The organism is Pleionea sediminis (assembly GCF_007570825.1).
Taxonomy (GTDB): domain Bacteria; phylum Pseudomonadota; class Gammaproteobacteria; order Enterobacterales; family Kangiellaceae; genus Pleionea; species Pleionea sediminis.
The window spans coordinates 264,242-289,063 of record NZ_SUNB01000001.1 but is presented as its reverse complement, the minus strand read 5'-3'; the positions used below and the strand labels follow the sequence as shown (position 1 = coordinate 289,063).

The 24,822-nt window shown below is 40.8% G+C and carries 16 protein-coding genes; 12 read left to right on the top strand and 4 right to left on the bottom strand.

What is annotated here, in order from left to right; translation table 11 throughout:
• Positions 1-38 precede the first annotated feature (38 nt).
• Positions 39-1,904, bottom strand: coding sequence for a DUF1631 family protein (locus tag FAX86_RS01085; protein WP_144391488.1), 1,866 nt, complete (start codon positions 1,902-1,904; stop codon positions 39-41).
• 446 nt (positions 1,905-2,350) lie between these two features.
• Between FAX86_RS01085 and FAX86_RS01080 the strand changes: the two genes are divergently transcribed.
• The 10 genes from FAX86_RS01080 (at position 2,351) to megL (ending at position 15,534) form a co-directional block, all read left to right on the top strand.
• On the top strand, positions 2,351-3,394 hold the full coding sequence (locus FAX86_RS01080) for a rod shape-determining protein (RefSeq protein WP_144391487.1): 1,044 nt from the start codon (positions 2,351-2,353) through the stop codon (positions 3,392-3,394).
• 83 nt (positions 3,395-3,477) lie between these two features.
• Positions 3,478-4,386 carry a rod shape-determining protein MreC gene (gene mreC, locus FAX86_RS01075; protein ID WP_342778950.1) on the top strand — a complete coding sequence of 303 codons (909 nt, stop codon included), beginning with the start codon at positions 3,478-3,480 and terminating at the stop codon, positions 4,384-4,386.
• Positions 4,383-4,871 (top strand): rod shape-determining protein MreD, encoded by a 489-nt coding sequence (gene mreD, locus FAX86_RS01070; RefSeq protein WP_144391485.1) that lies wholly within the window; start codon positions 4,383-4,385, stop codon positions 4,869-4,871. The genes mreC and mreD overlap by 4 nt, the downstream gene beginning before the upstream one ends.
• Before the next feature lie 2 nt (positions 4,872-4,873).
• On the top strand, positions 4,874-5,485 hold the full coding sequence (locus FAX86_RS01065) for a Maf family protein (protein ID WP_144391484.1): 612 nt from the start codon (positions 4,874-4,876) through the stop codon (positions 5,483-5,485).
• A gap of 45 nt (positions 5,486-5,530) precedes the next feature.
• Positions 5,531-6,982 (top strand): ribonuclease G, encoded by a 1,452-nt coding sequence (rng, locus tag FAX86_RS01060; RefSeq protein WP_144391483.1) that lies wholly within the window; start codon positions 5,531-5,533, stop codon positions 6,980-6,982.
• Positions 6,983-6,997: 15 nt separating this feature from the next.
• On the top strand, positions 6,998-11,143 hold the full coding sequence (locus FAX86_RS01055) for a YhdP family protein (RefSeq protein ID WP_144391482.1): 4,146 nt from the start codon (positions 6,998-7,000) through the stop codon (positions 11,141-11,143).
• Between the two features lie 2 nt (positions 11,144-11,145).
• Positions 11,146-11,973 (top strand): carbon-nitrogen hydrolase family protein, encoded by an 828-nt coding sequence (locus FAX86_RS01050; protein ID WP_144391481.1) that lies wholly within the window; start codon positions 11,146-11,148, stop codon positions 11,971-11,973.
• A 25-nt stretch (positions 11,974-11,998) separates the two neighbouring features.
• Positions 11,999-13,438 (top strand): metalloprotease TldD, encoded by a 1,440-nt coding sequence (tldD, locus tag FAX86_RS01045; protein ID WP_144391480.1) that lies wholly within the window; start codon positions 11,999-12,001, stop codon positions 13,436-13,438.
• Between the two features lie 358 nt (positions 13,439-13,796).
• The gene (locus FAX86_RS01040) at positions 13,797-14,279 is read left to right on the top strand and encodes an Lrp/AsnC family transcriptional regulator (protein WP_144391479.1); all 483 of its coding nucleotides are present in this window, start codon (positions 13,797-13,799) and stop codon (positions 14,277-14,279) included.
• A 52-nt stretch (positions 14,280-14,331) separates the two neighbouring features.
• Positions 14,332-15,534, top strand: a complete 1,203-nt coding sequence (gene megL, locus FAX86_RS01035) for a methionine gamma-lyase (protein WP_144391478.1) — start codon at positions 14,332-14,334, stop codon at positions 15,532-15,534.
• Between the two features lie 32 nt (positions 15,535-15,566).
• On the opposite strand, the gene FAX86_RS01030 is transcribed toward megL, so the two are convergent.
• A complete protein-coding gene (locus FAX86_RS01030) occupies positions 15,567-17,603 on the bottom strand; it encodes a transporter substrate-binding domain-containing protein (protein ID WP_164503410.1) in 2,037 nt (678 codons plus the stop codon).
• A 341-nt stretch (positions 17,604-17,944) separates the two neighbouring features.
• Between FAX86_RS01030 and FAX86_RS01025 the strand changes: the two genes are divergently transcribed.
• Positions 17,945-20,572, top strand: a complete 2,628-nt coding sequence (locus FAX86_RS01025) for a TonB-dependent receptor domain-containing protein (RefSeq protein ID WP_144391476.1) — start codon at positions 17,945-17,947, stop codon at positions 20,570-20,572.
• A gap of 72 nt (positions 20,573-20,644) precedes the next feature.
• Here the strand turns inward: FAX86_RS01025 and yjgA are convergent, their stop codons facing one another.
• Entirely contained in the window at positions 20,645-21,160 is a 516-nt protein-coding gene (gene yjgA, locus FAX86_RS01020; protein ID WP_144391475.1) for a ribosome biogenesis factor YjgA, read from the bottom strand.
• Positions 21,161-21,167: 7 nt separating this feature from the next.
• Positions 21,168-23,297, bottom strand: coding sequence for a TonB-dependent receptor plug domain-containing protein (locus tag FAX86_RS01015; RefSeq protein WP_144391474.1), 2,130 nt, complete (start codon positions 23,295-23,297; stop codon positions 21,168-21,170).
• A 140-nt stretch (positions 23,298-23,437) separates the two neighbouring features.
• Between FAX86_RS01015 and pmbA the strand changes: the two genes are divergently transcribed.
• Positions 23,438-24,805, top strand: a complete 1,368-nt coding sequence (pmbA, locus tag FAX86_RS01010; protein ID WP_246128471.1) for a metalloprotease PmbA — start codon at positions 23,438-23,440, stop codon at positions 24,803-24,805.
• Positions 24,806-24,822: the final 17 nt, after the last annotated feature.

Here is a 24,822-nt window from a genome sequence, read left to right as displayed (position 1 = left end):
AAGAAAACTCACTAACAAGGGTGTTAGTGAGTTGTCATTTACAAATCTTTAAAAGCTTTTCGTTGATCGGCGACGAGAGTTTGTAAAGTATCTTCGAATTCTTTTCCTTGTTCAAGAAGGACAATTCTTTCTGCTGCAAACAAGTCGATGAGTTGATCTTCTTTCGGGTCTAATACACGTTGTCCACGGGCATCAGTAAAAATGTATTTATTGGTTGTTGTCGAAATGATACTCAGAGTTAACTGCTGAGCTTTTCCTTCCGAAGATTTATAACGCAAAATTGCACCAGGCATTAATTCATTAACCTGTTTTTGAGCATCTTGTCGTTGACGTTCGAGTGAAGCTTCTTCTTCTTTTGCTTTCGCCAAAGCTCTCGCCCGTTCTTCTTCCAACTTTTGCTTTTTCTCTTGTTGTTTTTTGAGCTCTTCTTCTATCTTCTCTCGAATAACTTGTCTTGCATGTTCTTCAGCTGCTTGTTTTCGTGCATTGTCTGCTGCGATTTCTTGCTCAACACGTTTTACTTGCTCTTCAAGAATTGCAACTCGACGAGTCATAACATTTTCGAGGTAATCTTGAAGTTCTTCCCAATAGTTATGTGTTTCAATTGTTACGATGGGCAGTTGACTGGGTTTAAAGCTCGCTGACGTAATATCGAATGTCGCAATGACAGCGCCAGATAAATTGACAAACACTAACCATTTTCCAGTGTAATCGCGTGGTACTAACTGACAACGAAATCGTTTACCTTTTTGAATAATATAATACCAGTCATCATCATGAAGTTTTTCGTCGAGCTCTTTTGAGTAGTCTGGAGCTGCCTGTTCTGGTTCGCTTTCATCGAAACCTTCGACCGTCGGACTGTGAATTAAGGTGTGATAATCGGTTCTTTCTCCATTGAGCTTTTTAATATGAATGCCTTCTAGCTCGTAGAAGAAATCCTGTAAGCCCTCTGAGCCATGAAACAATTTATCAATACCTTCGAAAAGTCTTTTAAGAGATTCGGGAACTTTCTCTTGATACTGGTCGGAAAAGTCAGCATTGAAGGGAGCAAAAATACTCCAAATCAAATTTTCTGTATCTTCGATAGCGGTGTGCCATTTTTGACCAACCGGTCCGGTTTCCATAAAAATCGTTTTTAAGTAGGGTGCCAAATAATTTTCTAGAAATTCGAGAAGAAAGATTGGAAACTCTTCGCCGGTCGTTTTATCTTGAATAAACTTGGTAACAAAGGCATCGGCTTTGATTTCTCGTTCTTCTTTTTGCTTTTGCTCAACAATTTGTTTTAGTCTATCCGTTCGGTATTTGTTAAATGCGCTTTCCAACGACATGACTCGATTGGAAGCTTGCTCGTACAACTTGGGGTTAGCACCTTTTTGATTGAGCTGAGTCAGTACAAGCTTGACACCATCGAGTAACTTTTTAGCCAGCGTCCCACTTCTTTGATCCCAACATTCTCCTAGCATCAAAAGCTTCGACAAAATAAGTTTTGCAGGATGTTGTTTAATTTGTAAGAAGTCGGGTGAGTGAACTGACAACTGTGCCCAGCTTAGAGCTAACAGCTGAAGTAAACGTTTTATCTCTTCGTGTTCTTCCGTAATACCGCTGAGATATTGAAAAGTGAGCTCGGTTAAATGCAGGCTATTTTTGATAGTACCTGGAATATGGAAGTTCTTATCATTGGATAAACGCTGATAGATTGCTGCAACTATCTCATAATGTGACACTGGAGAATCTTCAGGCACTTCATTTTTGAGAGTCTCACGAAATAATTGCTGTAATATCGTCAGGAGTTCCTTTTGGGACAACTCTTTGAAGTCTTTACTGCGCTGTTTATCTTTTTCACGAAATAAACGCGTTTCCAGCTCGCGATTTTTTTCGGTCAGTTGAAAGATAGTTTTGTTCATACGCAGTCGTCGAGTGTGCTCGTTTGAAGTGAATCGGTGGCCAGCCTTAGAATGTTACCTGAGTTAGTCAATTTCTACATCACCATAAATGTTAAATGCATCGCAAAATAAGCGAATGTTTTCCTTTGTATAAAAGCTGAGCTACTAGAGTTACAGAAGCTGGTACTCTCTACTAAGGTTAGTCGTTTGAGGCTGGGCTTCAACTCAAAGTTTTATTAGCAAGGACGTAAAGAGCAAAAAGAGATGGTTCTTTCTTGAAGTTGGCTTGCAGCTCATAGACGGCCTTGTTACATTAGCGCAGTTATGCTGCCGGAAAGGCTATTTTGGTATATCATTACGTCAGAGTTGCCTTTTCGGGAACCCAGACATCTCTCCACTGTCAACTATGGGAGCGGCAGGGAGCGTTTCCTCATGAATCTAACTGGACACTATAAGAATCAAGAACAATGTTAAATAAAATTCGTGGTTTATTTTCTACTGATTTATCAATTGATTTGGGTACGGCAAACACCCTTATATACGTACCACAAAGTGGTATTGTCTTAAATGAACCCTCAGTAGTTGCGATACGTCGTGAACGCAATGGCAATAAGTCGATTGCGGCTGTGGGTCAAGAAGCCAAAATGATGCTGGGGAGAACTCCAGGAAATATTGAAGCCATTCGACCGATGAAAGATGGCGTTATCGCGGACTTTGAAGTCACCGAAAAGATGCTTCAGGAGTTTATTCGCAAGGTTCATGATAGCAGCTTTTTGATGCGGCCCAGCCCGAGAGTACTGGTGTGTGTGCCATGTGGCTCGACACAGGTTGAGCGGCGAGCGATAAGAGAATCTGCATTTGGCGCTGGTGCTCGCGAGGTTTATTTGATTGAAGAGCCGATGGCTGCTGCTGTTGGAGCGGGTATGCCGGTTGGAGAGGCGCGTGGTTCAATGGTTGTTGATATCGGTGGTGGTACGACTGAAATCGCAATTTTGAGTTTGAATGGCGTGGTGCAATCGGAGTCGGTGCGCATTGGTGGCGATCGATTTGATGAGGCTATTATTGAATACGTTCGACGCAATTATGGCACGGTGATAGGCGAAAGTACTGCGGAACGTATTAAGCATGAGATTGGAACCGCTTATCCGAGCACCGAAGTGATGGAAATTGATGTGCGGGGTAGAAACCTGGCTGAGGGTGTTCCCCGAAGCTTTACCATCAATAGCAATGAGGTGTTAGAAGCGTTACAAGACCCTCTTGCAGGCATTATTCGTGCTGTTCGCTCGGTTCTAGAACAGTCTCCTCCTGAGCTGGCTGCCGATATTTCTGAACGTGGCCTGGTACTCACCGGCGGCGGAGCGTTAATTCGAGATATTGACCGCTTGTTTATGGAAGAAACAGGGTTGCCTGTTATCGTAGCTGAAGATCCTTTGACCTGCGTGGCACGTGGCGGTGGCAAAGTCCTGGAGACCATAGAAACTCACGGTGGTGATCTTTTCTCTCACGACTAGTCAAAGTTATAATTTCTATCTATAATCAAAGACTTAGCTTAATGTTTGTAGGCTAAGTCTTAACTTATGGGTGGGGAGCCGTTATCAAGCCGATTTTTGTTGATCAAACGTCTAATTTGTCGCGATTGCTGTTTGCCATCGTGCTGTCGGCTATTTTTATGTTTGCGGATCACCGCGGGCAGCACCTTGATTCTGTCAGAAATCTACTCTCCACTTTTTTGACTCCGCTTGTTTACATAGCCGATCTGCCCAGTGAGTTGGCCTTCTGGAGTGGTGAGCGGATTCGCAGCCGTGATGAATTATTTTCTGAAAATCAAGCACTTAAAGACGAAGTTTTTATTCTTCGAACGCAATTGCAAAAGCTTGTCTCGCTCAAAGCAGAAAACGCGCAATTAAGAAATCTTCTCGGTACGGAGCAAAAAGTTGAGGGGCGGCGGTTGGTTGCTGAAATCGTCAATGTTGCTGGCGATCCCTCTGCTCACGAGCTCTTAATTAATAAAGGAACCGCTCATGATGTTTTCGTTGGGCAGGCGGTGCTCGACGCTTATGGGGTGATGGGGCAGGTTACGGAAGCGTCCGCACTGACCAGTCGAGTGTTATTAATTACCGATCCACGACACGCTATTCCTGTTCGAGTTGAACGCAGTGGCGAAAGAAGTGTTGCCCTGGGAGAAGGGCGATTCGATTTCATTAGTTTGCAATATGTGCGCAATACGGCTGATATTCAGGTCGGGGATCTACTGTTAAGCTCAGGTATCGGAGAGCGTTTTCCTGATGGATACCCTGTGGCGACAGTTATCAAAGTGACTCAAAATCCAGGTGAGCCTTATGCTCGAGTTGAAGCTTCGACCGAGGCGCATCTTGCCCGTACTGGTCAGGTGCTACTAATCTGGCCAGATAAGGAATTTCAAACTGAGCGCGAAAATGTGGAGTTGCGGCAAGAGCAGAGCCGTCAACCTGAGAGTGACAATGACAAGGAAACCTTGCGATGAATCCCGTTGCGCGCAATAACTATTGGGTCATTATTGCTTCTTTTGCGACAGCGATGCTGCTCGATACATTGCCATTACCAAAGTTTATTAGTCCTTACTGGCCAGAGTGGCTTGCGATGGTTCTATTGTACTGGGTTGTTGCTTTACCTCAACGTGTAGGCATTATGACGGCTTGGGTTGTTGGATTGTTTGTTGATGCACTTCAAGGGGCTGTTCTAGGATTGAACGCTTTGAGTTTATCAGTGATGAGTTATTTTGCATTGGTGCTTTACCAGCGAATTCGGCTCTTTCCCCGATGGAAACAATCTCTGGTCGTTACTGTCTTAATTGGAATACATATGTTGCTGACACTGGGCTTGAAAAGTCTCGTGGCTCCAATCGAGAAGTCATTAGTGTATTGGCTCCCTATGTTGATTAGCGGCATCGTGTGGAGTTGGGTATTTATTCTTTTACGTGATGTGCGACGACAGTTCAGGGTGAATTAAGCATGAATGGAGTAAGATTTAATAAAATCTGTTTAGCATCGCAATCACCTCGACGGGCCCAGTTGCTGCAACAAATAGGGGTAGATTACGACATTCAACCTGCTCACATCGATGAATCTGTGGTCGGTGGAGAAATGGCATTGGAGTATGTTGAGCGAATAACCCTTATGAAAGCTAAAGCGATTTGGGAATCGAAAGATTACTCGCGCGAATATCCTGTTTTGGCATCTGATACTGCAGTGGTGGTTGACGGTAGTATTTTAGGTAAGCCTGAATCAAAGGAAAGTGGGCTTGCCATGTTGGCGGAACTGTCGGGTCGAAAACATCAGGTTATTACTGGCGTTGGTGTTGTTTATGACGACGAACAGTCCTATGTTGTTAGTATCTCAGATGTTCAATTTCGTCCTTTATCTTTGTGTGAAATGGAAGAGTATTGGTCTACCGGCGAGGGGACTGATAAAGCCGGTTGCTATGCGATACAAGGATTGGCGGCAACCTTTATCGAATCGATGAATGGTAGTTTTTCAGGAGTCATGGGATTGCCTCTGTTTGAGACGGCGCAACTTCTCGAACAGTTTAATGTCGCTTACTGGCCAACGACACAGACAAATTAAAATCACCGGTTTGGTGATATCGACAATACAGGTCTTATTGAGACAATGAGCGAAGAAATATTAATTAATGTTACGCCGCAAGAAACTCGTGTTGCTGTTATAGAAAATGGCATGTTGCAAGAGTTGTTGATTGAGCGGAGTCATAGCAAAGGCTTGGTTGGTAATATTTATAAGGGTAAAGTTAAAAGAGTTCTTCCTGGAATGCAGGCTGCTTTTGTTGATATCGGTTTGGAGCGGAGTGCATTTTTACACGTATCTGAAATATTACCTCAGCATGAACCTGACGAAGAGTTGACGGATGACATTACTCAACTGTTACGTGAGGGGCAAGAGATTATCGTTCAGGTTATTAAAGATGAACTCGGTAGTAAAGGAGCTCGACTCACCACCCACACTACTGTTCCGAGTCGTTACCTAGTTTTAATGCCAAAAAATTCTCATGTCGGGGTCTCGCAGCGAATTGAAGATGAAAATGAGCGTAATCGACTAAAAGATATTCTCAATGAAAATGAAGACGATGAGCAAGGTTATATTATTCGCACCGCGGCTGAAGGAGCACGGGAACAAGAGTTGCGTCGAGATGTTTCATTTTTACAGAAGCTCTGGAATCGAATTCAAGGGCGTATTCAGACCGCTCGTTGTCCTGCGTTAATATACGAAGATTTAAGCATCGAGTTACGCATTGTACGTGATATGGTGGCGAGCAAAGTAGAAAAAATTCGTATCGATAGTGAAGAGGTTTATCAAAAAACCAAACAATTTGTTAAAGAGTTTGTGCCTGAATTAGAAGAACGATTAGAAGTGTATCACGGTGGACGACCGTTATTCGACGTGTTTAATGTTGAAGATGAAATTCAAAAAGCCCTTCATCGTCAGGTTCCTTTGAAGTCTGGAGGATATTTAATTATTGATCAAACTGAAGCTATGACGACTATTGATGTGAATACAGGTGCTTTTGTTGGACATCGAAATTTAGAAGAAACTATTTTTAGAACGAACTTGGAAGCAGCATCCGCATTAGCTCGACAGTTAAGATTACGAAACTTGGGCGGTATCATCATTATTGATTTTATCGATATGAAAGAAGAGGAGCACAAGCGTCAAGTTTTACGAACACTTGAGAAGGCGCTTGAGCATGATCACGCCAAAACTCAAATTACGGAAGTCTCAAGTTTGGGTCTGGTTGAAATGACTAGAAAACGAACTCGTGAAAGCTTAGAGCGAACATTATGCGAAACCTGTCCAACTTGTAGAGGACGTGGCTCGATTAAAACAGCACAAACTGTCTGCTATGAAATATTCAGAGAAATTACTCGAGCAGCCAGAGCTTATGAAGCACAAAAACTATTAGTGCTGGCTTCTCAAGAGGTTGTTGATTGTTTATTGGATGAAGAAGCCAGTAGTGTGGCTGAATTGGAATCATTTATAAGCATTCCTATCCGTTTTCAAGTTGAATCTTTGTATAGCCAAGAACAATTTGATGTTGTGCTGATGTAATGATGGTTAGTCTTTATGTCAATACCTAAACTGTTTGGCAAATTGATCAATTGGTTGTGGTTATTTTTAGCAACGACGATTATCACTATTGCTGTTCTGGTCAGTTTAGCTCGAGCATTCCTACCTTTTATTCACGTTTTGCACGATGATTTGGAGAGTTTTCTCTCCGAAAAACTCGATGCAAATGTATCTTTTGAGTCCATTTCAGGAGGCTGGAAAAATCAGGGGCCTCATTTAGTGGTAAAACAAATTGATGTTGCCGAGAAAGATGGCTCGTCACATCCTGTTGTTGTCGAAGAGCTGATTGTTGCCATCAATCTTTGGCAATCAATTTTTGATCTTGCATTAGTTACGGATGAAATTAAGTTAAGTAATAGTCGCATCGAAGTTGATTTAGAATCTAAATTATTTCAATCGGGGGAAGAGGAAGAATCAGAATCCACGTATTCTGGTATTGATATTTTTATTGATACCTTATTAGGGCAGAATGATCTCGCATTAACGGACATCGTTTTTAAGTTTTACAATTCTGAGCGAATATACCCTGAGCTTCAAATTAATGAATTGTTAATTAACAATTTTGATACCACGCATCAGCTTGTTGCGAAAATGGACCAGGCATCCGGTGGAAATTTAAAAATTATAGCTGAATTGTATGGTGACCCTCGACTCCCAGAGTCTCGAGTTGATATGTATTTTAAAAGTGACTCTGTTCATCTTGCTGACTTACCTCTTTTCGAATCGATAGTTGCTGGGCGAATTAAAGAAGCTGCGTTAAGCGGTGAGATTTGGGTTGATTGGTCATACAGTGGTTGGCACCAAGCGTTTATGGATATAACCCTTGAGCCTATGAAGTTTGATATTGCTCAGCGACGCTTTTCCTATAAAAAAATTGAGTCGGAACTTATTTGGAGTAAATCGAGTGAGTCTGAAAGCAGAATGCATCTTAATCGATTCAAAGCAACATCGGATAATAATTCCTTAATTGACTTATCGGGCCTTGATGTCGAGATAATGAGTCAACCAGAAACTCGTATTAACCTACTCTATGAAAATATTCAGCCCGGGAAACTCAATAATGTCTGGGCTTTGGCGATGGAGGAACCTGAGCTTCAAAACTGGTTTTTAACAGCAGATCCGCAATTAACGATTGATAGTTTGAATTTATCAGTTGAAGAAGTTGATAGTCACTGGGAATTTTCTGAAGGAAAAGTTGTGTTGTCGGAAATAAAAGTTAATCGAACAGAGTCAACACCTGAATTGCCAGTTTTATCGGGTGTCGTCAATATTCTTAGTAACAAGGTAACTTTTAATTTTAAATCTGAAGTTGGTGAATTAGATTATCGGCCACTGTTTCGCTGGCCGATCCCCATTAATCAACTAGAGTTGGCGGGTGAATTTTTAACTTATTCTACCGGAAGTTATTTAACTTTCAGTCAGGTTAAAGTCAGTAACCCCGACTTTAACCTGATATTTGCGGGTAACTTACATTTTAGCGACTTTTCTGACACGGAGTTAAGTTTGCAGGCTGAGGTTTCGAATACCAACATTGCAAAAAAATCAACGTATCTTCCGGTCGCTGTTATGGGCGATGAATTAGTCACTTATCTTGATGAGTCCATTTTAGGCGGAAAGTTAGATTGGGCTCGTCTAAATATGCAAGTTAAACTCGTTGATAATATGTTAGAGCAACCCGATGCAACCTTTGATATATTAGGCTCTATTCGTCAACTTGATTACCTCTATCAACCGGGATATCCAAAACTTGATTCTCTCGATGTGCTTGCCTTTTTTGATCAAAACAGTATGGCAATATCAGCCTCTAATGCAAAGATTTACGATCTATTGGTCAACCGAGCAAACGCGACTATTTCTGATTTTTCAGTGCAAGTTCCGGTTTTGGATTTAGACTTACGAGCTACGACCGATTTAAACAGCGCGCAAGAATTTGTTCGTAATTCAGAATTAAAAAACTTCTTGGGTTCAATTTTGGATGATATTCAACCCGAGGGGCGCTTTTCTGTTAATGCTCGACTATCCGTTCCTTTAGAGGGTGATGATGATGTACGTGTTAGAGGGGCTGTCTTTCTCAAGAACAATCCTCTCAGAATACCCAATATCGACTTGGCGTCTGACAATGTAACAACACGAATTGATTTTACTGAAAACGGAATATGGTCAAAAAAAGTCGAAGCGGATCTTTTTGATGGCAAAGTTTCCGGGACTATTGATACCCAAGATTATGATGGTGAAAAACGAGTTTTATTAAATGCAGAGGGCGATGTTGATGTAAAGCAAGTGACGCAGTGGTTGTTGCCTGGCAATCAGTATGATGTGGAAGGGCGGCCAAATTTAGCCCTGGATGCATGGTTTTGTATTGCTGGTTGTCGAACTAGTTTGAGCGAAATTAAAGTATCGAGTGCGATGTCGGATGTTGAGTTAAATTTGCCTTCCCCGCTTAGTAAGTTAAAGGATCAAGAGTTGCCACTTGAAATATCAGTAGTAAGCGATCAGGAGTCTCAATCGATAAATGTGAATATCGACTCTAAGTTAATTTCTAATTTGCATTATCAATATACTGAATCTGAAAAACAACTTGTTCAAGGAACTATTGTTATCACCGATGATCCTATTGCCGTTCAGTCGGTTCAAGACCATTTGGCAGTGCAAGTCAACTTACAGGAAGTTAATTTAATCAATTGGCTCGACACATTGCAGCCATTATTTGAACAGTTAAGCCAAGGATCCAATACATCTGCTTTACCCTTACAAATTTTATTTAAGATACAAACGTTGTACCTGTCTGATATTAAACTTAGTGAGATATCGGCACGAATGGTTAATGTAGGTGATGACAAATATAAAATAACCTTTGAGTCAAAAGAAGGAACTGGAAGTATCCTTATTGGCGCAGAAAATACGCTGACGATTAACTTGGATAAATTAGTGCTAACTGAAGAATCATGGATCGCAGAAAAAGAAACGAAGAATGAAGATTCAGCCGATTTCTCAAATTTACCCGATATTCAACTTCAGTGTGATGATTGTCAAGTTAAGGGTATTCAGTTGGGGCAATTGTCATTAGCGATTGAAAGTACTGATTTTGAATTGATAATAAAAGGGACGGCAGAAATAGAATCACTATTAAGTAGTGAGTTACAATTTATATGGAATAATTCTTTGAGTCAGTCCTCTTTTACATCGTCATTCACTAGTAACAATATTGGTGGTCTACTTCGATTATGGGGGGCAAAAGTAGGTCTAAAAGATAGCTCGGCGAATGGACAAGTTTCTTTGGGATGGAATGGTGGACCTGGAGAGTTTGCGCTTCAAAACTTAACAGGAGGCTTAACCGTTCGTGTCAGTGAAGGGTATCTGGAAGAAGTTTCTGATGCCAAAGCAAGAATATTTTCGTTATTTAGTTTGCAATCATTACTCCGACGATTGACTTTAGATTTTAGTGATATCTACAAAGAAGGCTTTTTTTATGATGCGATGCGTGGTGCTTTTCGAGTAAAAGATGGCAAAGTTGTTACCGATAACTTTTACATTAATGGAAAAGCGGCCGAGGTTTCGTTATCGGGTATGGTTGATTTGCATAAAGAAACATTGGATCAAAGAGCATTAATTATCCCAAAGGTAACTTCGAGTTTACCCGTATTAGCCGGTTGGGCGGTCGAGCCGGCAACCGGAATATTAGTTTGGCTAATAAGTAAAATATTTGAACCGGTTATTGACGTTGTTACCAATATTGAATATCGAATGGTTGGTTCATGGAATGCGCCTCAAGTTATTGAGCTAGGAAAGTCAACGCGAGAAGTTGAATTGACTGATGATCAACTCGAAGCTATTCGTAAAGTCCAATCCGGCGAAATTGATGAGGTTGAAGACGAGGGTAAATTACCTTCAAAAACAGTAGATCCCGAACTAAATAATATAGAAAGCATTGAAGATTTGGAGAAATCCCAAAAGGAGGAAAGCATTAAAGATGACTCCGACAACAAACCGTCAGATAGTGTTGACGGGAACGAGGAGTTAACAGATAAAAATCTTTCGATTCTAAAATTATTTTATCAACCAAGCGAACTCTGTTTTTATGATTGTGTTGAATTTTTTGTATCTCAAAGGCGATTATTAAGTGCAAAAGGTATAGCATCTTGACTGTGAAACACACATCAACTCTGAGGTTGTCTGTCATTCAAATGTGCTCGGGCTGCGATCTTCACATTAATTTAAAATTTGCAAAACAAAAAATTGCAGCAGCAGCTGCAGATGGTGCTCAGCTAGTTATTTTACCTGAATACTATCCTCTGATGGGACGTGATTTAACATCAAAATTAAACGTTCAAGAACAGCATGGACAGGGACAAATACAAGACATGATGCAAGAATCTGCCGCAAAATACGGCGTTTGGATTATTGGTGGCAGTATTCCCGTTTGCTCAGATGATCCGCAGCGGCCGTATGCTCGATGTTATGTTTATGATGACTCAGGCGAAAACGTAGGGTTCTATGATAAGGTGCACATGTTTGATGTCTCTATTGATGATAATGTTGGTAATTATCAAGAATCTCAATATAGCATGCCCGGAGAAAAGCCTGTTTTTGTGGAGTCTCCCTGGGGTAAAATTGGCTTGGCGGTTTGTTACGATATTCGCTTTCCGGAGCTTTTTCGTAAATACGCAGAAGACAATGTCGATTTAGTCGCGTTACCATCGGCCTTTACTGTACCAACTGGAAAGGCACATTGGGAAGTTTTATTGCGAGCTCGAGCAATCGAAAACCAATGTTTTATCGCGGGTGCTGCACAAGCTGGCAAACACGAAAACGGACGTATCACCTGGGGACATTCTATGATTATTAACCCATGGGGCGATATCTTAGGCCAATTAAAAAGTGAGCTTGGAATATTGACACAATCGATAGAGATAGCAGATCGTGTTAAGTTACAAGAAAAGCTTCCGGTACTCGAACACCGAAGAATAAATTAGTTTAAGCAACCAAATTAGGACATTTATGGCATCACATCTCGATCAAGTAAAGCAGCATTTTTTTCAACCATCGGGTTTAGATGAGCAACAACTTGCAAAATTATTAGAATCGATGTTGAGTCACAAAGTGGATAACGCAGAACTTTATTTTCAGAGTGTCCGACACGAAAGTTGGGGACTGGAAGATGGTATTGTTAAAGATGCCAATTACAATTCTGATCGTGGTGTTGGTGTAAGAGCTTTATCGGGAGAGAAAACGGGTTTTGCCTATTCGGAAGAAATTATGATGCCGGCTTTGCAAAGAGCATCTGGCGCGGCCAAAGCGATCGCTAAAGCAGGTAGCATCGCCAAAGTAAATGCTTGGCAATCTCCAGTCATCACTTCTCTTTATGATGATGACGATCCAATACTATCGATGAGTGAAGAACAAAAAATTACCTTACTCAAAGAACTCGACGAACGGGCGCGAGCTGAAGATCCTAAGGTTAAACAAGTCATGGCATCTCTAGCCGCGGTTCATGAGCAAGTGTTGGTTGTTGCATCGGATGGAACTCTGGCTGCCGATGTTCGACCTTTAGTTCGAATTAATGTGTCTGTAATTGCTGAGCACAATGGCCGTCGTGAACGTGGCAGTGCGGGTGGTGGAGGTCGTTATGATTTTAACGCCTTAATTGCGCAACATAATATTGATTATTTTGCTAAAGAAGCCGTTCGACAAGCATTAGTTAACTTGGAGGCCGTTGACGCGCCTGCAGGAGTTATGCCGGTTGTACTTGGGGCTGGATGGCCTGGAGTATTGTTGCATGAGGCTGTCGGTCATGGTTTGGAAGGTGACTTTAATCGTAAGGGGTCGTCTGCATTTTCTGGAAGGATTGGTGAGAGAGTGGCTTCTCCTTTGGTAACTGTCGTTGACGATGGAACCATTGATCGTGCGCGCGGATCTTTGTCTATTGATGATGAGGGAACTCCGACTCAAAAAACAGTACTTATTGAGGACGGTGTGTTGCGCGGATACATGCAAGATAAACGTAATGCACGACTGATGAATCAACAATCAACTGGCAATGGCCGAAGAGAGTCTTACGCGCACTTGCCGATGCCGCGTATGACAAACACCTACATGTTGGCTGGAAAAGATAATCCAGAAGATATCATCAAGTCGGTTGAAAAAGGTATCTATGCACCAAACTTTGGCGGTGGACAAGTTGATATTACGTCGGGCAAATTTGTATTTTCAACCAGTGAAGCTTACTTAATTGAAAAGGGAAAAATTACGACACCGGTAAAAGGAGCAACATTAATTGGCAATGGCCCAGAAGTCATGAAGAAGATTTCTATGGTTGGCACTGACTTAGCCTTGGATAAAGGCGTGGGCGTGTGTGGTAAAGAAGGTCAGTCAGTACCGGTTGGTGTTGGGCAACCTACTTTGAAAGTCGATGAGCTAACTGTTGGTGGTACAAATTAGGGGATGAGACTCCTATTATTGGAATTTAAGCTCTCATTGCCAGCCTCTTGTTACCTAAGACCCTAAGTCGTTTTTTGGACATATCATTATAGAACTCAGTCTGGCCGAATATTTATTTTGTCTGACTGAGTAGCCTGCTGCGTTTCAATAAACCGAGATTTTTACGTTCCTGCAGTCTGTACCTCATTCATTTTCTGTTCTTTTCTTTCACATGTTGCGCCGCACTCAAAATAATATTCTGCAGTTAGTATTATCTCTGGTTGTTTGGTTAATTAAATTTTGCTGAAAGCTCGAAATGCTTAATTAAAAATGCTATTTATGGCGTATCGCAATTTAATCTTAATTATGAGGGCCGATAATGGTAGAGTCAAAAATAGAGCTGGATGCTGCTGATATCGCTATTTTAAGGGTGTTACAGACTGAAGGTCGGATCAGCAATGTTGATTTAGCAAAGCGCGTTAACTTATCGCCACCGGCGACTTTAGCCAGGCAAAAAAGGTTGGAAAAGCAGGGACTTATCGATCGTTTTGTGGCGGTGCTGAATCGTTACAAAACCGGGCACGATACCTTGAGTTTTATTCAGTTAACCTTGTCGCTTCATCAACATCAGCAAATCCACGATATTCTGGATCGTATCGTAGCCATGCCAGAAGTATTGGAGTGTCACAATGTCACAGGTGAGTACGATTATCTGCTCAAGGTAATTTTAAAAAACACTCAAGCACTTGAGGCATTTATTTCGCAAAAGCTTATTCCAATGCCTGGAATCGCTCGATTGCATACGAGTTTAGTATTAAAAGAATATAAATCATCAATGGTTTTAGACCTTGATGAACCCTGATTGACGACTCTTTCATGAGTCGGTTTGTACAGAAACAATAGAGGTAAATCCAATGAAGTCGACTCACATAGAAACGAATACTATCCACGCTGGAAAAGTCGCAGATCAACAGTTTGGCGCTTTGAGTACCCCGATTTATCAAACTTCAACTTATGTGTTTGATAATACAGAACAAGGTGGGGCTCGTTTTAATGGCGATGAGCAGGGATATATTTATGGTCGACTGGGTAATCCGACTGTTCGTGAGCTTGAGCAAAGAATGGCAACTCTTGAGGGTACAGAAGATGCTGTTGCTTTAGGCTCTGGTATGGGAGCGGTTTCTGCAACTATTTTTGCATTAGTTAAAGCGGGCGATCATATTGTTGCTTCTAATGCGCTGTATGGCTGCACCTATGCTTTACTCGAACACAAGTGTCGTGATTTTGGCATCGAAGTTTCTTTTGTTGATATTAATAATGAAATTGCCGTTCGCAATGCAATGCAAGCCAATACTAAAGTCTTGTATGCAGAAACTCCTATCAATCCGAACATGGTGTGTGTTGACTTAGAATCTTTGTCTCGATTAGGTAAAGAGTTTGAAGTGAAAACGGTTGTCGACAACACGTTTATGTCACCGGTACTTCAGCGGCCTGCGGAGCATGGAATTGATTTAATTATCCACAGCGCAACCAAGTATTTAAATGGTCACGGTGATGTAATTGCTGGAATTGTCTGCGGCGATCAGGAAACCATTCAAGAAATCAAAATGACAACCTTGAAAGACATGGGCGCGGTGATGAGTCCTCATGATGCTTGGTTGATTATTCGAGGTCTTAAAACGTTACACATTCGTGTTGAGCGTCATTGCGAAAACGCTCAAAAAGTAGCTGAGTTTTTAGAAAACCATCCTTCTGTTAAAACCGTATTTTATCCAGGTCTAGCCTCTCATGAAGGCAATCGTTTAATCGGCCAACAAATGAAAGCGGCTGGTGGAGTTATGGCTTTTGAAATGCACGGTAATTTTGAAAACGCAGTACAATTTATGGATAAGTTATCGATGTGTAAAATTGCGGTGAGCTTAGGTGATGCGGAAACATTAATTCAGCATCCGGCGTCCATGACTCATTCGCCCTATGAACCAGAACAACGCAGAGAGGCAGGAATCAGCGATACATTAATTCGTTTATCTGTTGGTTTAGAGCATGTTGATGACATCATCAGTGACCTCCAGCAGGCTCTCCATGCAGCGTATACTGAGTGTGTAAAAGCCGGTTAGCCGCTTTCGCTTTCATGGATTATTGTCAAGCGTTATTGAGTTACTGTAACGTAACCTAAATAGCGCTGGTGAATTTCTCGCACATAATCAACGGGCTCTGATCCTCGACAATAACCAAATCGAACTGTCTTGTAGTATTTGGGCTGTTGCAATTTAAGCATCGCGACTTCTACATTTTGAAACCATTTGTTAGGATTTAAATTAAGTTGTTTAGCAATTTTTTGTGCGTCTTTTACATGTCCATAACCCGCATTGTATGCCGCTAATGCAAAAAACAATCGCTCTTCTGGCGGTAATGATTCCTCGAATCTTTCGCGAGTCCAATTTAAGTATTCAATACCCGCCATAATTGACTCTTCAGGTTTTTTTAAATTTTTGTAGCCAAGTTCATGCGCTGTTCTAGGTAGTAATTGCATTAAGCCCACTGCTCCAGCATGTGATTGTGCTTTGGGGTTAAAGCGGCTTTCTTGATACATTTGCGACACGATTAATCGCCAGTCGAAATCGTAAGGATCGGCATGCTGCTTGACGATAGTGTCATAGGGTGACAATGATGAGCCACTGATGATGCGTTCGGAGCGAATTTCTTGTTTTTTTGATTCATTTGAAAAGTATTTGTTTTTAACCACGTTATACCAAGTACCGCGATATTCTTTTCTAATAAAGGCATTGATTGCGTTTAGTAGTTGTGGGTTTCCTTTACGGACAATATAAGCCCACGGAATATCTTCATTCAAAGTAATTGGAGTGTAAAGGGAATCGCGAAAAGATTGTTCGATCGCAATTAAGTTGCTATCTGCAATAGTTAAGTCTATTTCTTTATTTGCAACTTGGCCGATCAGTAGTTCTGTCGAGGTGGACTCATCTGCGGCTTTAATAATGATACCGAAATCTTTCTCTAATACTTTTGCTGTTGGCCAAAAAGCACTGGATTTTCTTACCCAGATTGTTCGCCCTTTTAAATCGGATTTAGTCTTTATAGGAACACTCTCATTGTGTGCTACGATTTGTTCATCGACACGGTTATAACGAATACTAAATTCAGATTCAGTTGCTCTTTTTTCGGTTCGAGAAATTCCTGCTGCAATAATATCGCCTTTGCCTTGTTTTAATAGCTTTAACATTTCTTCATAAGTTTCGGCTACGACAACATCAAGGTATAAACCATGACGTTCAGAAAACTCCTTCATTAAATCATAATCGAACCCCATGAGCTCTCCGCGCCATAAAAAATACGTCTCTGGACTGTTACGTGTAATCATACGAATGGTTTTAGAGTTTTTCTTAATAGCTTCTAAATCTTGGGTGCGGATAGATTGTTTTGAGCTTTGTAAGCGATGGGTTGATATAAAGCTATTTAGTTTTTCAAGAAATTCTGGACGTTCTTTATTAATTGCCCATGCTTGATAGGTTTCCTCTGGAAAAGTATGAATGACTTTAATATCAGTTCGATAACTCTGGAGAACTTCAACCGCTGATTGGTCAAGGATAGTATAATCGATCTGTTTATTGGCAATCATATCGGCTAAATCATCTGAGTTGACGGCTTTATCCATGGATTCAATTTGCCATTCTGGGAAGAATTTTTTTGCGGTATCAATATAGGACGACTCGGCTGGCAGTTTCACTGTAATCGATTGCTTATTTAAATTTGATATTTTACTTCGTCCGATCAGAACTTCTTTGTCTTTCGATAGGTGTTGAGTAAAACTTAAATCTTTAGCTCTTTTTGAAGTAATCGATAGATGTCTAGGGATAATATCCGCTTGATGATTTTTCAGTGCATCCAGCATGAGTTCTAAATTATCGACCATAATCCATTTAACGTCTAAACCGTTTTCTTCAGCGAAGTCTTCAAACAGTTCTCGATGTACCAGGCTTGTAGATCCAGAGCGAGGCAAATGTTTTTCTTGTTCCCAGGAGAGTTTGAGAGCTCTAATGTATCCTGAGTTTTTAATATCTGACCAGTTTTTCGGTTGCGATTTCAATTTTTCATGAGATTCGTAATTTTTAGTGACTTTTTTAATTTGATTTTTACTTTCGGTTGTTACGGAAGGTATTTTTTTCACCGACGTTTCATTTTCGGAAGAATTGCAGCTAATAAATAGGCATAAGATCAGGCTAACGAATGTAAGCTTTTTTAGCGTCATAAGATTATTTTTTATCATACTTATCATTAAAAAATTTGATGTTAACTCAATACTAGCAGTGTTGGGTCCCTTTATGAAATGACGATATTTTGACGAACTTTCGACGATAAACGTGCATACCTCACATTATTGGTGAAAACATGACGTATTGTGCATTATTACCGCCGTTATTGTATTGATGAGTGGTAGCTCGCTCCTTAAACTCCGCCGCATTAAAACTCGAATTGAGTTTGTTGTTTCCTGTCTGCGAGGATTTAAGTATGTCTAAAAATTTATTTTCACCTAAGCCAATTGCGGCTCTAGTTGCTTCTGTATTTGCATTTGGATTCCAGACAAATGCGATTTCTGCGGAAAAAAAATCGACCAAAAAATACAGTCAAGAAGAGCGAATTATTATTACTGGCTCTCGTATTAAACGGACTGAGGTTGAGGGGGCTGCTACGGTTGTCAGTATGACAGCTGAAGAAATGCAAGCACAAGGATTTACCACTCTTCACGAAGCTTTGGGCTCTTTTACGTCTGCAACTGGAAGTTTTGTGGGCGAACAGGCTCCTAATGGATTCCAATCAAATGCACAAGCGTTAAACTTTCGTGGTTTAGGGGCAGGTCGAACGCTTTACTTGTTAGATGGTCGACGTATTGCTGATTATCCTTCTCCTCAAGATGGTGAAAGTAATTTTGTAAACTTGGCACACATACCACTTGCTATTGTCGAACGGGTTGAAGTTATGGCTGGCGGTGCTTCAGCAATTTATGGTTCAGATGCCATGGCTGGTGTAGTTAATATTATTACCAAAAAGAATCTCGACAGTCAGACTTTGGCGGCTCGGACCGGAGATACATTTGAAGGTGGCGCTGCTTCCAGTCGCTTTCAATGGTACGGTGGAGTTGAGCAGGATAGTTTTAAAAACTTATGGGCTATTGAGTATTATAGTTCGGATCCTTTAACTGCGGCCGATCGTGCGAGTGTTGGAGAACGAGAAAGCAATTTAGCTTTTGGTTTCGCTAACCAGTTTTTTTCCGACGGCACGCCTTTTTATACAACGACCCCCGAAATTTGTGATGAATTTGGGTACTCCTATACGACTTATGACATTGCAAATAACGAAGGAAGCTTCTGCTCATCTTTTGCCGATCAAAGCCGCACATTAAAAAATGAGCGTACTCGCGTGAATGTCTTTGATCGCATTTCATTTGAACAAGGCGATTACGATGAGCTTTATATGGAAGTTCACTTATGGAAATCCGATGCGAAAAGTAATGGCGGACCATTAGTTTTTGGTTCGGAACGTCCAACAGCTATCGTTAATGATGCGAATGAACTAGTTGATCTCTTTGAGTATTCTCGATTATTTACCCAAGATGAAATTTCTGATTCTGGAAAAACTCATGAAGAAAGTGGTGCAGATATTCATATTGGTTACAGTGGGTTTAATGATAATTTCCAAGATTATGAAATTGTCTTTTCACATAGTTTCCAAAACTCCTCTGAATCACAAACTCGCCTGAAAGAGCGCGAAGCAAATGAGTTTTTCTTCGGACAATATTTAACGACCGAATATAACGATGCATTTGGTGGTTTTATCGATATTTATCGAAACGATCAAACTTCTCAAATGTTTGGTCAGCTCACCCAAGCTGAGTTAAACCAGATAACTGGAGAGAATGATTCCGAGAAAAGCAGTGCAGTTTCGACCTTGTCTTTCTCCTATTCTGGCGATTTATTCTCCATGACTCATGGTGAAGCACAGTTTGCAACAATCATTGAAGCTTCTAATAAAACCTACGAAATCGATCTGCATCCTCGTACTTTGAACCTTGAAGGTGATGGCTGGTGGGGACTTACCGGAACTGAAGGTGAAGGTACTCGTAATAGTTATGGTTTAGGTATCGAAACTCGATGGCCGTTAATGAAAAATATGCATTTAACAGCGGCAGGTCGTTACGATAAGTACGACGATGAAACTGCGGTCGATGATGCTTGGACTTATAATTTAGGATTAGAATATCGTCCTGTTGAAGGCCTTTTATTGCGAGCGACGGCTAATTCCAACTTCCGTGCACCTGACATGCATTTGGTCTATGCCGGTATTGGCGGTGCTTACTACTCAGGTACCAATGTTTTTGCTTACACCTTGGGTAATAAAGGTTTAGAAGAAGAAACAGGTACAGCACAATCACTCGGTTTTGTCTATGAGCCTATCGAAAATCTTTCTTTGTCGGTTGATTTTTATCAAATTGAACTGGAAGGCTTGGTTGAATTTGAAAATGGATTGGCGATCACTAATATTTACCAGAACTGTATAAATGTTGATGGTTATGCTGATGCTAATCCTGAGCTGTGTGCGTTTGCTGATTATCGAGTTGATACAGACGGTACTGGATTCCGCGTTTTAACTTTTCCTATCAATACTGCTTATCGTTTACAGCAGGGCGTTGATAGCAGCTTTAAATATAATTTTGATAGTGAATATGGAAGATTCTCATTCACGGCAAATCATACAAACGTATTGAAGAGCGAGCGTCAATTATTCTCGGGTAGCCCTGTTGATACTAACTGGAGAAATAACCGAGCCAATAATGATTTGCGAAGTCGTTTCCGAAGTAGTAGTACTTGGGAATACAATGACTATCGAATTACTTTAACGTCTAACCGCCTGGGAACAATAAATAGTGTGAATGGTGGAGAGCGATTGGATTCATGGACAACTTACAATTTGTCTGCAACATATCATGTTGATTTTAATCTATCGATCGATTTAATTGTTAATAACCTTACTGATGAGTATCCTCGAATTGAAGAAGGGCGTAATTGGCCATATTTCAATACTAGCCATTACAATGCATTACGTCGTGGATGGTTTGTTGAGGCTCGCTACGAGTTCTAATTAAGGACCAAGCGAACGAAGGTAAATGAGAGCCGTTCACTGTTTAAGTGAACGGCTTTTTTGTGCTTATGCTTAAGTGTTGATAACAGCGTCAAGATAAGTCAATAACTTTGGTTTTGATTTTTTAGGGGATTTGAGTGTGTTGCGAATAAGTTGTCGTAATTGTTGACGATCGCATTGTGGGTACTGTTCAATAAACAATTCTGCGTTTTCATTTTTATTGATTAATCGATCGAACCACTTTTCTGCTTCAGACTCTTTCGGTTCCATTAGTGGTAAACCACGTTTATACCTCTCAAATGCGAGTTTTATCGGTTCTAACTCGACTTCTCGAAGTAATTTTCCAATGCGCTTAAAGTGACGTTTTCTTGCTTCATTGCCTTTAATTCGTTCTAAGTCTCCATAGGCGTCAATGATGCTTTCCGTGAGTGGCAATTTTTTTAGGTTCTTGATGCTCAGTTCGGATAAATCGACACCGAAAGCGGTGATTTCTTTAAGCTCTTGCTTTATCTGGGTTTTACTTTGAAAGTCTTCGTCGGTGGGATCGAGCTCATCGTCCAGATCGATGTCCTCAGGGTGATAATTCATGTAATGCTTACCAGTTTAACGATATTGTTGCGTAAATTTTATCAGGATTTGTGTATCTATTGCGAAGATCTAGTAAATAATCTTCATCGAATCGATGTTGATAAGAAAGTCGAGTATCGAGTTTATAATCACCTAAGTTAAATGAATAGTTTATTGAGGCATCAAATCGCTCAAAATCTGTTCTGAACCAGTTTTTGTAACGGTAATAACTGCCGGCAACTGTAAAGCTATTTTCAAATTCAAAGATGGAATGAAGCGAATATGTTCGTTCTGCACCACTTTTTCGATAAAAAAGGTCTGTCAGGTTGGTATGGTCAACATTTGAGTAGGTGCCCATGAATTTAGTTGAAGCATTGGGTGTCCATTCAAATTGTGCTTCGATTCCCGTGACATCTACTTCTCCTGAATTCTCAAGGGAAAAGAGTGCAATTGATGTTGATCCTTCTAAAAGATTTTCGAGCTCTTCTTTAAATAGTCGAACATCAAACTCAATGGTTTGTGAAGCGTTTCTGAAGTACCAACCCAGCTCCCAAGCTTGTATTTCTTCAAAATCAAGATCGCTGGTACTTTGTGAGTGCTGATAAAACAAAGCAAAAGAGTCTGTGCTGTTGACTGTAGTTGGCGCTCCTGTGGTATCGACCAAATTGCGAAGAAGGTAACTGCGGTCGTTATCAAATTCAAATAAATCTGGACTTCGGTTAGCTTTGCTATAGATGATTCGTAAGCTTTGATTGGCTTCATACAGCCAATTTACTGCTGCGCGTGGAGTTAGTGTTGAGCCAACTAAATTATCTTTTTCGTACATTCCACCAAGATTAATCCGCCAAGATTCTGCCGGGCTTAACTCCCAGTTGGAAAATAGTCGCCAAATATCTTTAGACGTCGTGCCGGAAAAATAGCTCTCTGATTTTGCTTTATCATTTCGATAACTAAGACCGGCAACAATTCTCGAACTTTCTAACTGAGTTGTCATTTGAGTTTCAAAGTCAAACCGATGCTCTTTCATGTCCTGGTTGGCTGTGCCACAAACAGTTTCTGCGCCTCCATTGAGTAAGCGCTGTATGACAAGCTGAGTTTGAGCGTCGATTTCTGGATCACCCGTTGGAGTCGGAGGCGCTGGCAAGTTGCTAATGACACTTACCGTGTATGCTGGATCGAGATCGTACAAATCGTAAAGTTCTGTCGATAGAAAGAGTGCAGGTAAACAGCTTATCCAGTTTTCTTCAATGTTAGTGCGAGAAATAAACGCCTGTGTTTTAAATTCTGTTTTGAGTGATGTTGACTTAGCAAATGAAAATTGAGCAAATCCATTGGTTAAATCTAACGGATGAAAATCTGTGATTTCGCTGTCGTCAAGGTCATCGACTTGTTTTTCGCTTTCGGCGATACCAAACTCAAATCGAAAATAATCATTATTACTTTGTTGCCATTTAAAATCGGCATTGAGTAATTGAGTATCGTATTTGTCGAATCTTTTTTCATCGTTTCTATCAATTTCAAAACCGTCATCAGAATGATATCCGGCAGTAACATCGAAAGAAAAATTGCCACTATTTTGGGTGTAGTTAACTTGTCCGTCGTTAATTCCATGGTTGCCATGGGTTATCGATGCTAGACCTCCGAGCCGATCTTCGGGATGAAAGGTAATGATGTTGATGACTGCTAAATAGCTATTAGCACCGTATAGTGCAGTATTAGGACCTCTTATAATTTCTATTCGAGAAATTTTTTGCAAATCAATGGGTATGTCTTTCCATAGTATGCGGGCGAGTGCTGGTTGATAAATGGAACGCCCATCAATTAATACTTGCAGATGCCGACTATTTTCACCTGCAAGAGTGTGATAGCCAATTTCTGGTTGGTGCCCCCTTTCATAGCCGACATACATTCCAGGAACTAAGCGAAATATCTCTGCAAGAGTTCGAAAACCCATTTGTGAAATAGTTTCATGATCGATAACCGTTACTGCAGCGGGAGTTTCACTTTTTGGCTGTTTGAGACGGGTTGCGGACAAAACAATTGGTAAGCTTTGATCAAACACTCCATCTTCGAGTTCAAGACTGTCTTCAAAGCTCAATGTATGGCTCGTATGAGTCAAAGCTATGAGCAAAATGACAGAAACTTTTTTTAATTGCATATGAGATGCTTATTTTAATGTTATCAAATGAAAATATATAACCAAGTTAGTGACTCTGCAAAGAGCGTGATATTATTGGCAAAAGTGACTATGAGTTTAGTTACAGAATTTAAAATTTTCATCTTTTTTAGGGAGTTTGCGTGACAAATCAACCTTCAACATCTCTAAAGTCAATCAACCTGAGTGAAAAGGTTGAAACTATGCGATCGACTTGTGAAAGAATTCTTTCTTTAGCTGAAGATAAAGGTGCAACGAGCGCTCAGGTGGGTGTTAGCCAAGATACTGGGATCGGAATACAAGTTAGAGATGGAGACGTAGAAACCGTTGAATTTAATCAAGACAGTAGTTTTGGTATTAGTGTGTTTATTGGTCATCAAAAAGGGACGGCATCAACAACAGATACGAGTGAAGCCGCGATAAATGAAGCGGTGGAAAAAGCCTGTAATATTGCCCGATATACTTCTCCAGACCCTTTTTCTGGCTTGGCCGATAAATCGCTGATGGCGCAAAATATTCAGGACTTAAAGCTTGATCATCCCAGTGACTTACCGATGGAGCGAATGATTGAGTTGTGTTTGAAATGTGAGGAAAGCGGGTTGTCAGCGGATAAGCGGGTAAAGAAATCCGATGGTGTCGGAATGTCGGCCCATCGTTTTGCTCGAGTGTATGCGAACTCACACGGTTTTATAGGTAGTAACACGAGTACTCGTTATAGCATGAGTAATGTGTTAATTGCAGAAGATGCAAAAGGGATGCAAAGAAATCATTGGTATACCTTGAGTCGCGAGCTAGAAAAACTAGAGTCTCCGGAATCTGTTGGACGTCGGGCAGCCGAGCGTGTTGTTAGCCATCTTGGAGCAAGACCAATGAAAACCTGTAAAGCTCCGGTCATGATGACTCCTGAAGTTGCACGAGGTTTATTTAGTCACTTTTTCAGTGCTATTCAGGGTGGATCTCTTTATCGCAACGCGTCTTTTCTTGTGGATTCTATCGGGCAGACTGTATTTCCAGAGTTCATAACCATTAATGAGCGACCTCATATAGTCGGTGGTTTAGCATCAACTTATTTTGATAGCGAGGGTGTCGCAACCAAAGATCGAGATATTGTAAAAGATGGCAAGCTAGAAGGATATGTTTTGAGTAGTTATTCGGCGCGAAAGTTAGGGTTGGAAACTACGGGCAACGCAGGTGGTTTACACAATGTTTTTATTAGTCACAGTGACAAAGACTACGAAGCGATGCTGAAAGAACTTGGTACCGGACTTCTGGTAACTGATGTCATGGGGCAGGGAGTTAACATTGTTACCGGCGATTATTCTCGGGGAGCGTCAGGATTTTGGGTTGAAAATGGAAAGATACAGTTTCCAGTAAATGAAATAACAATTGCAGGAAATTTAAAATCAATGTTTCAAAATGTACGGATATTGGGTAACGATTTAGATTTACGATCACCGGTTGTTTGCGGCTCAATGATTATTGATGGTATGACAATCGCTGGTAATGAATAACTTTGTACACCTTCTTG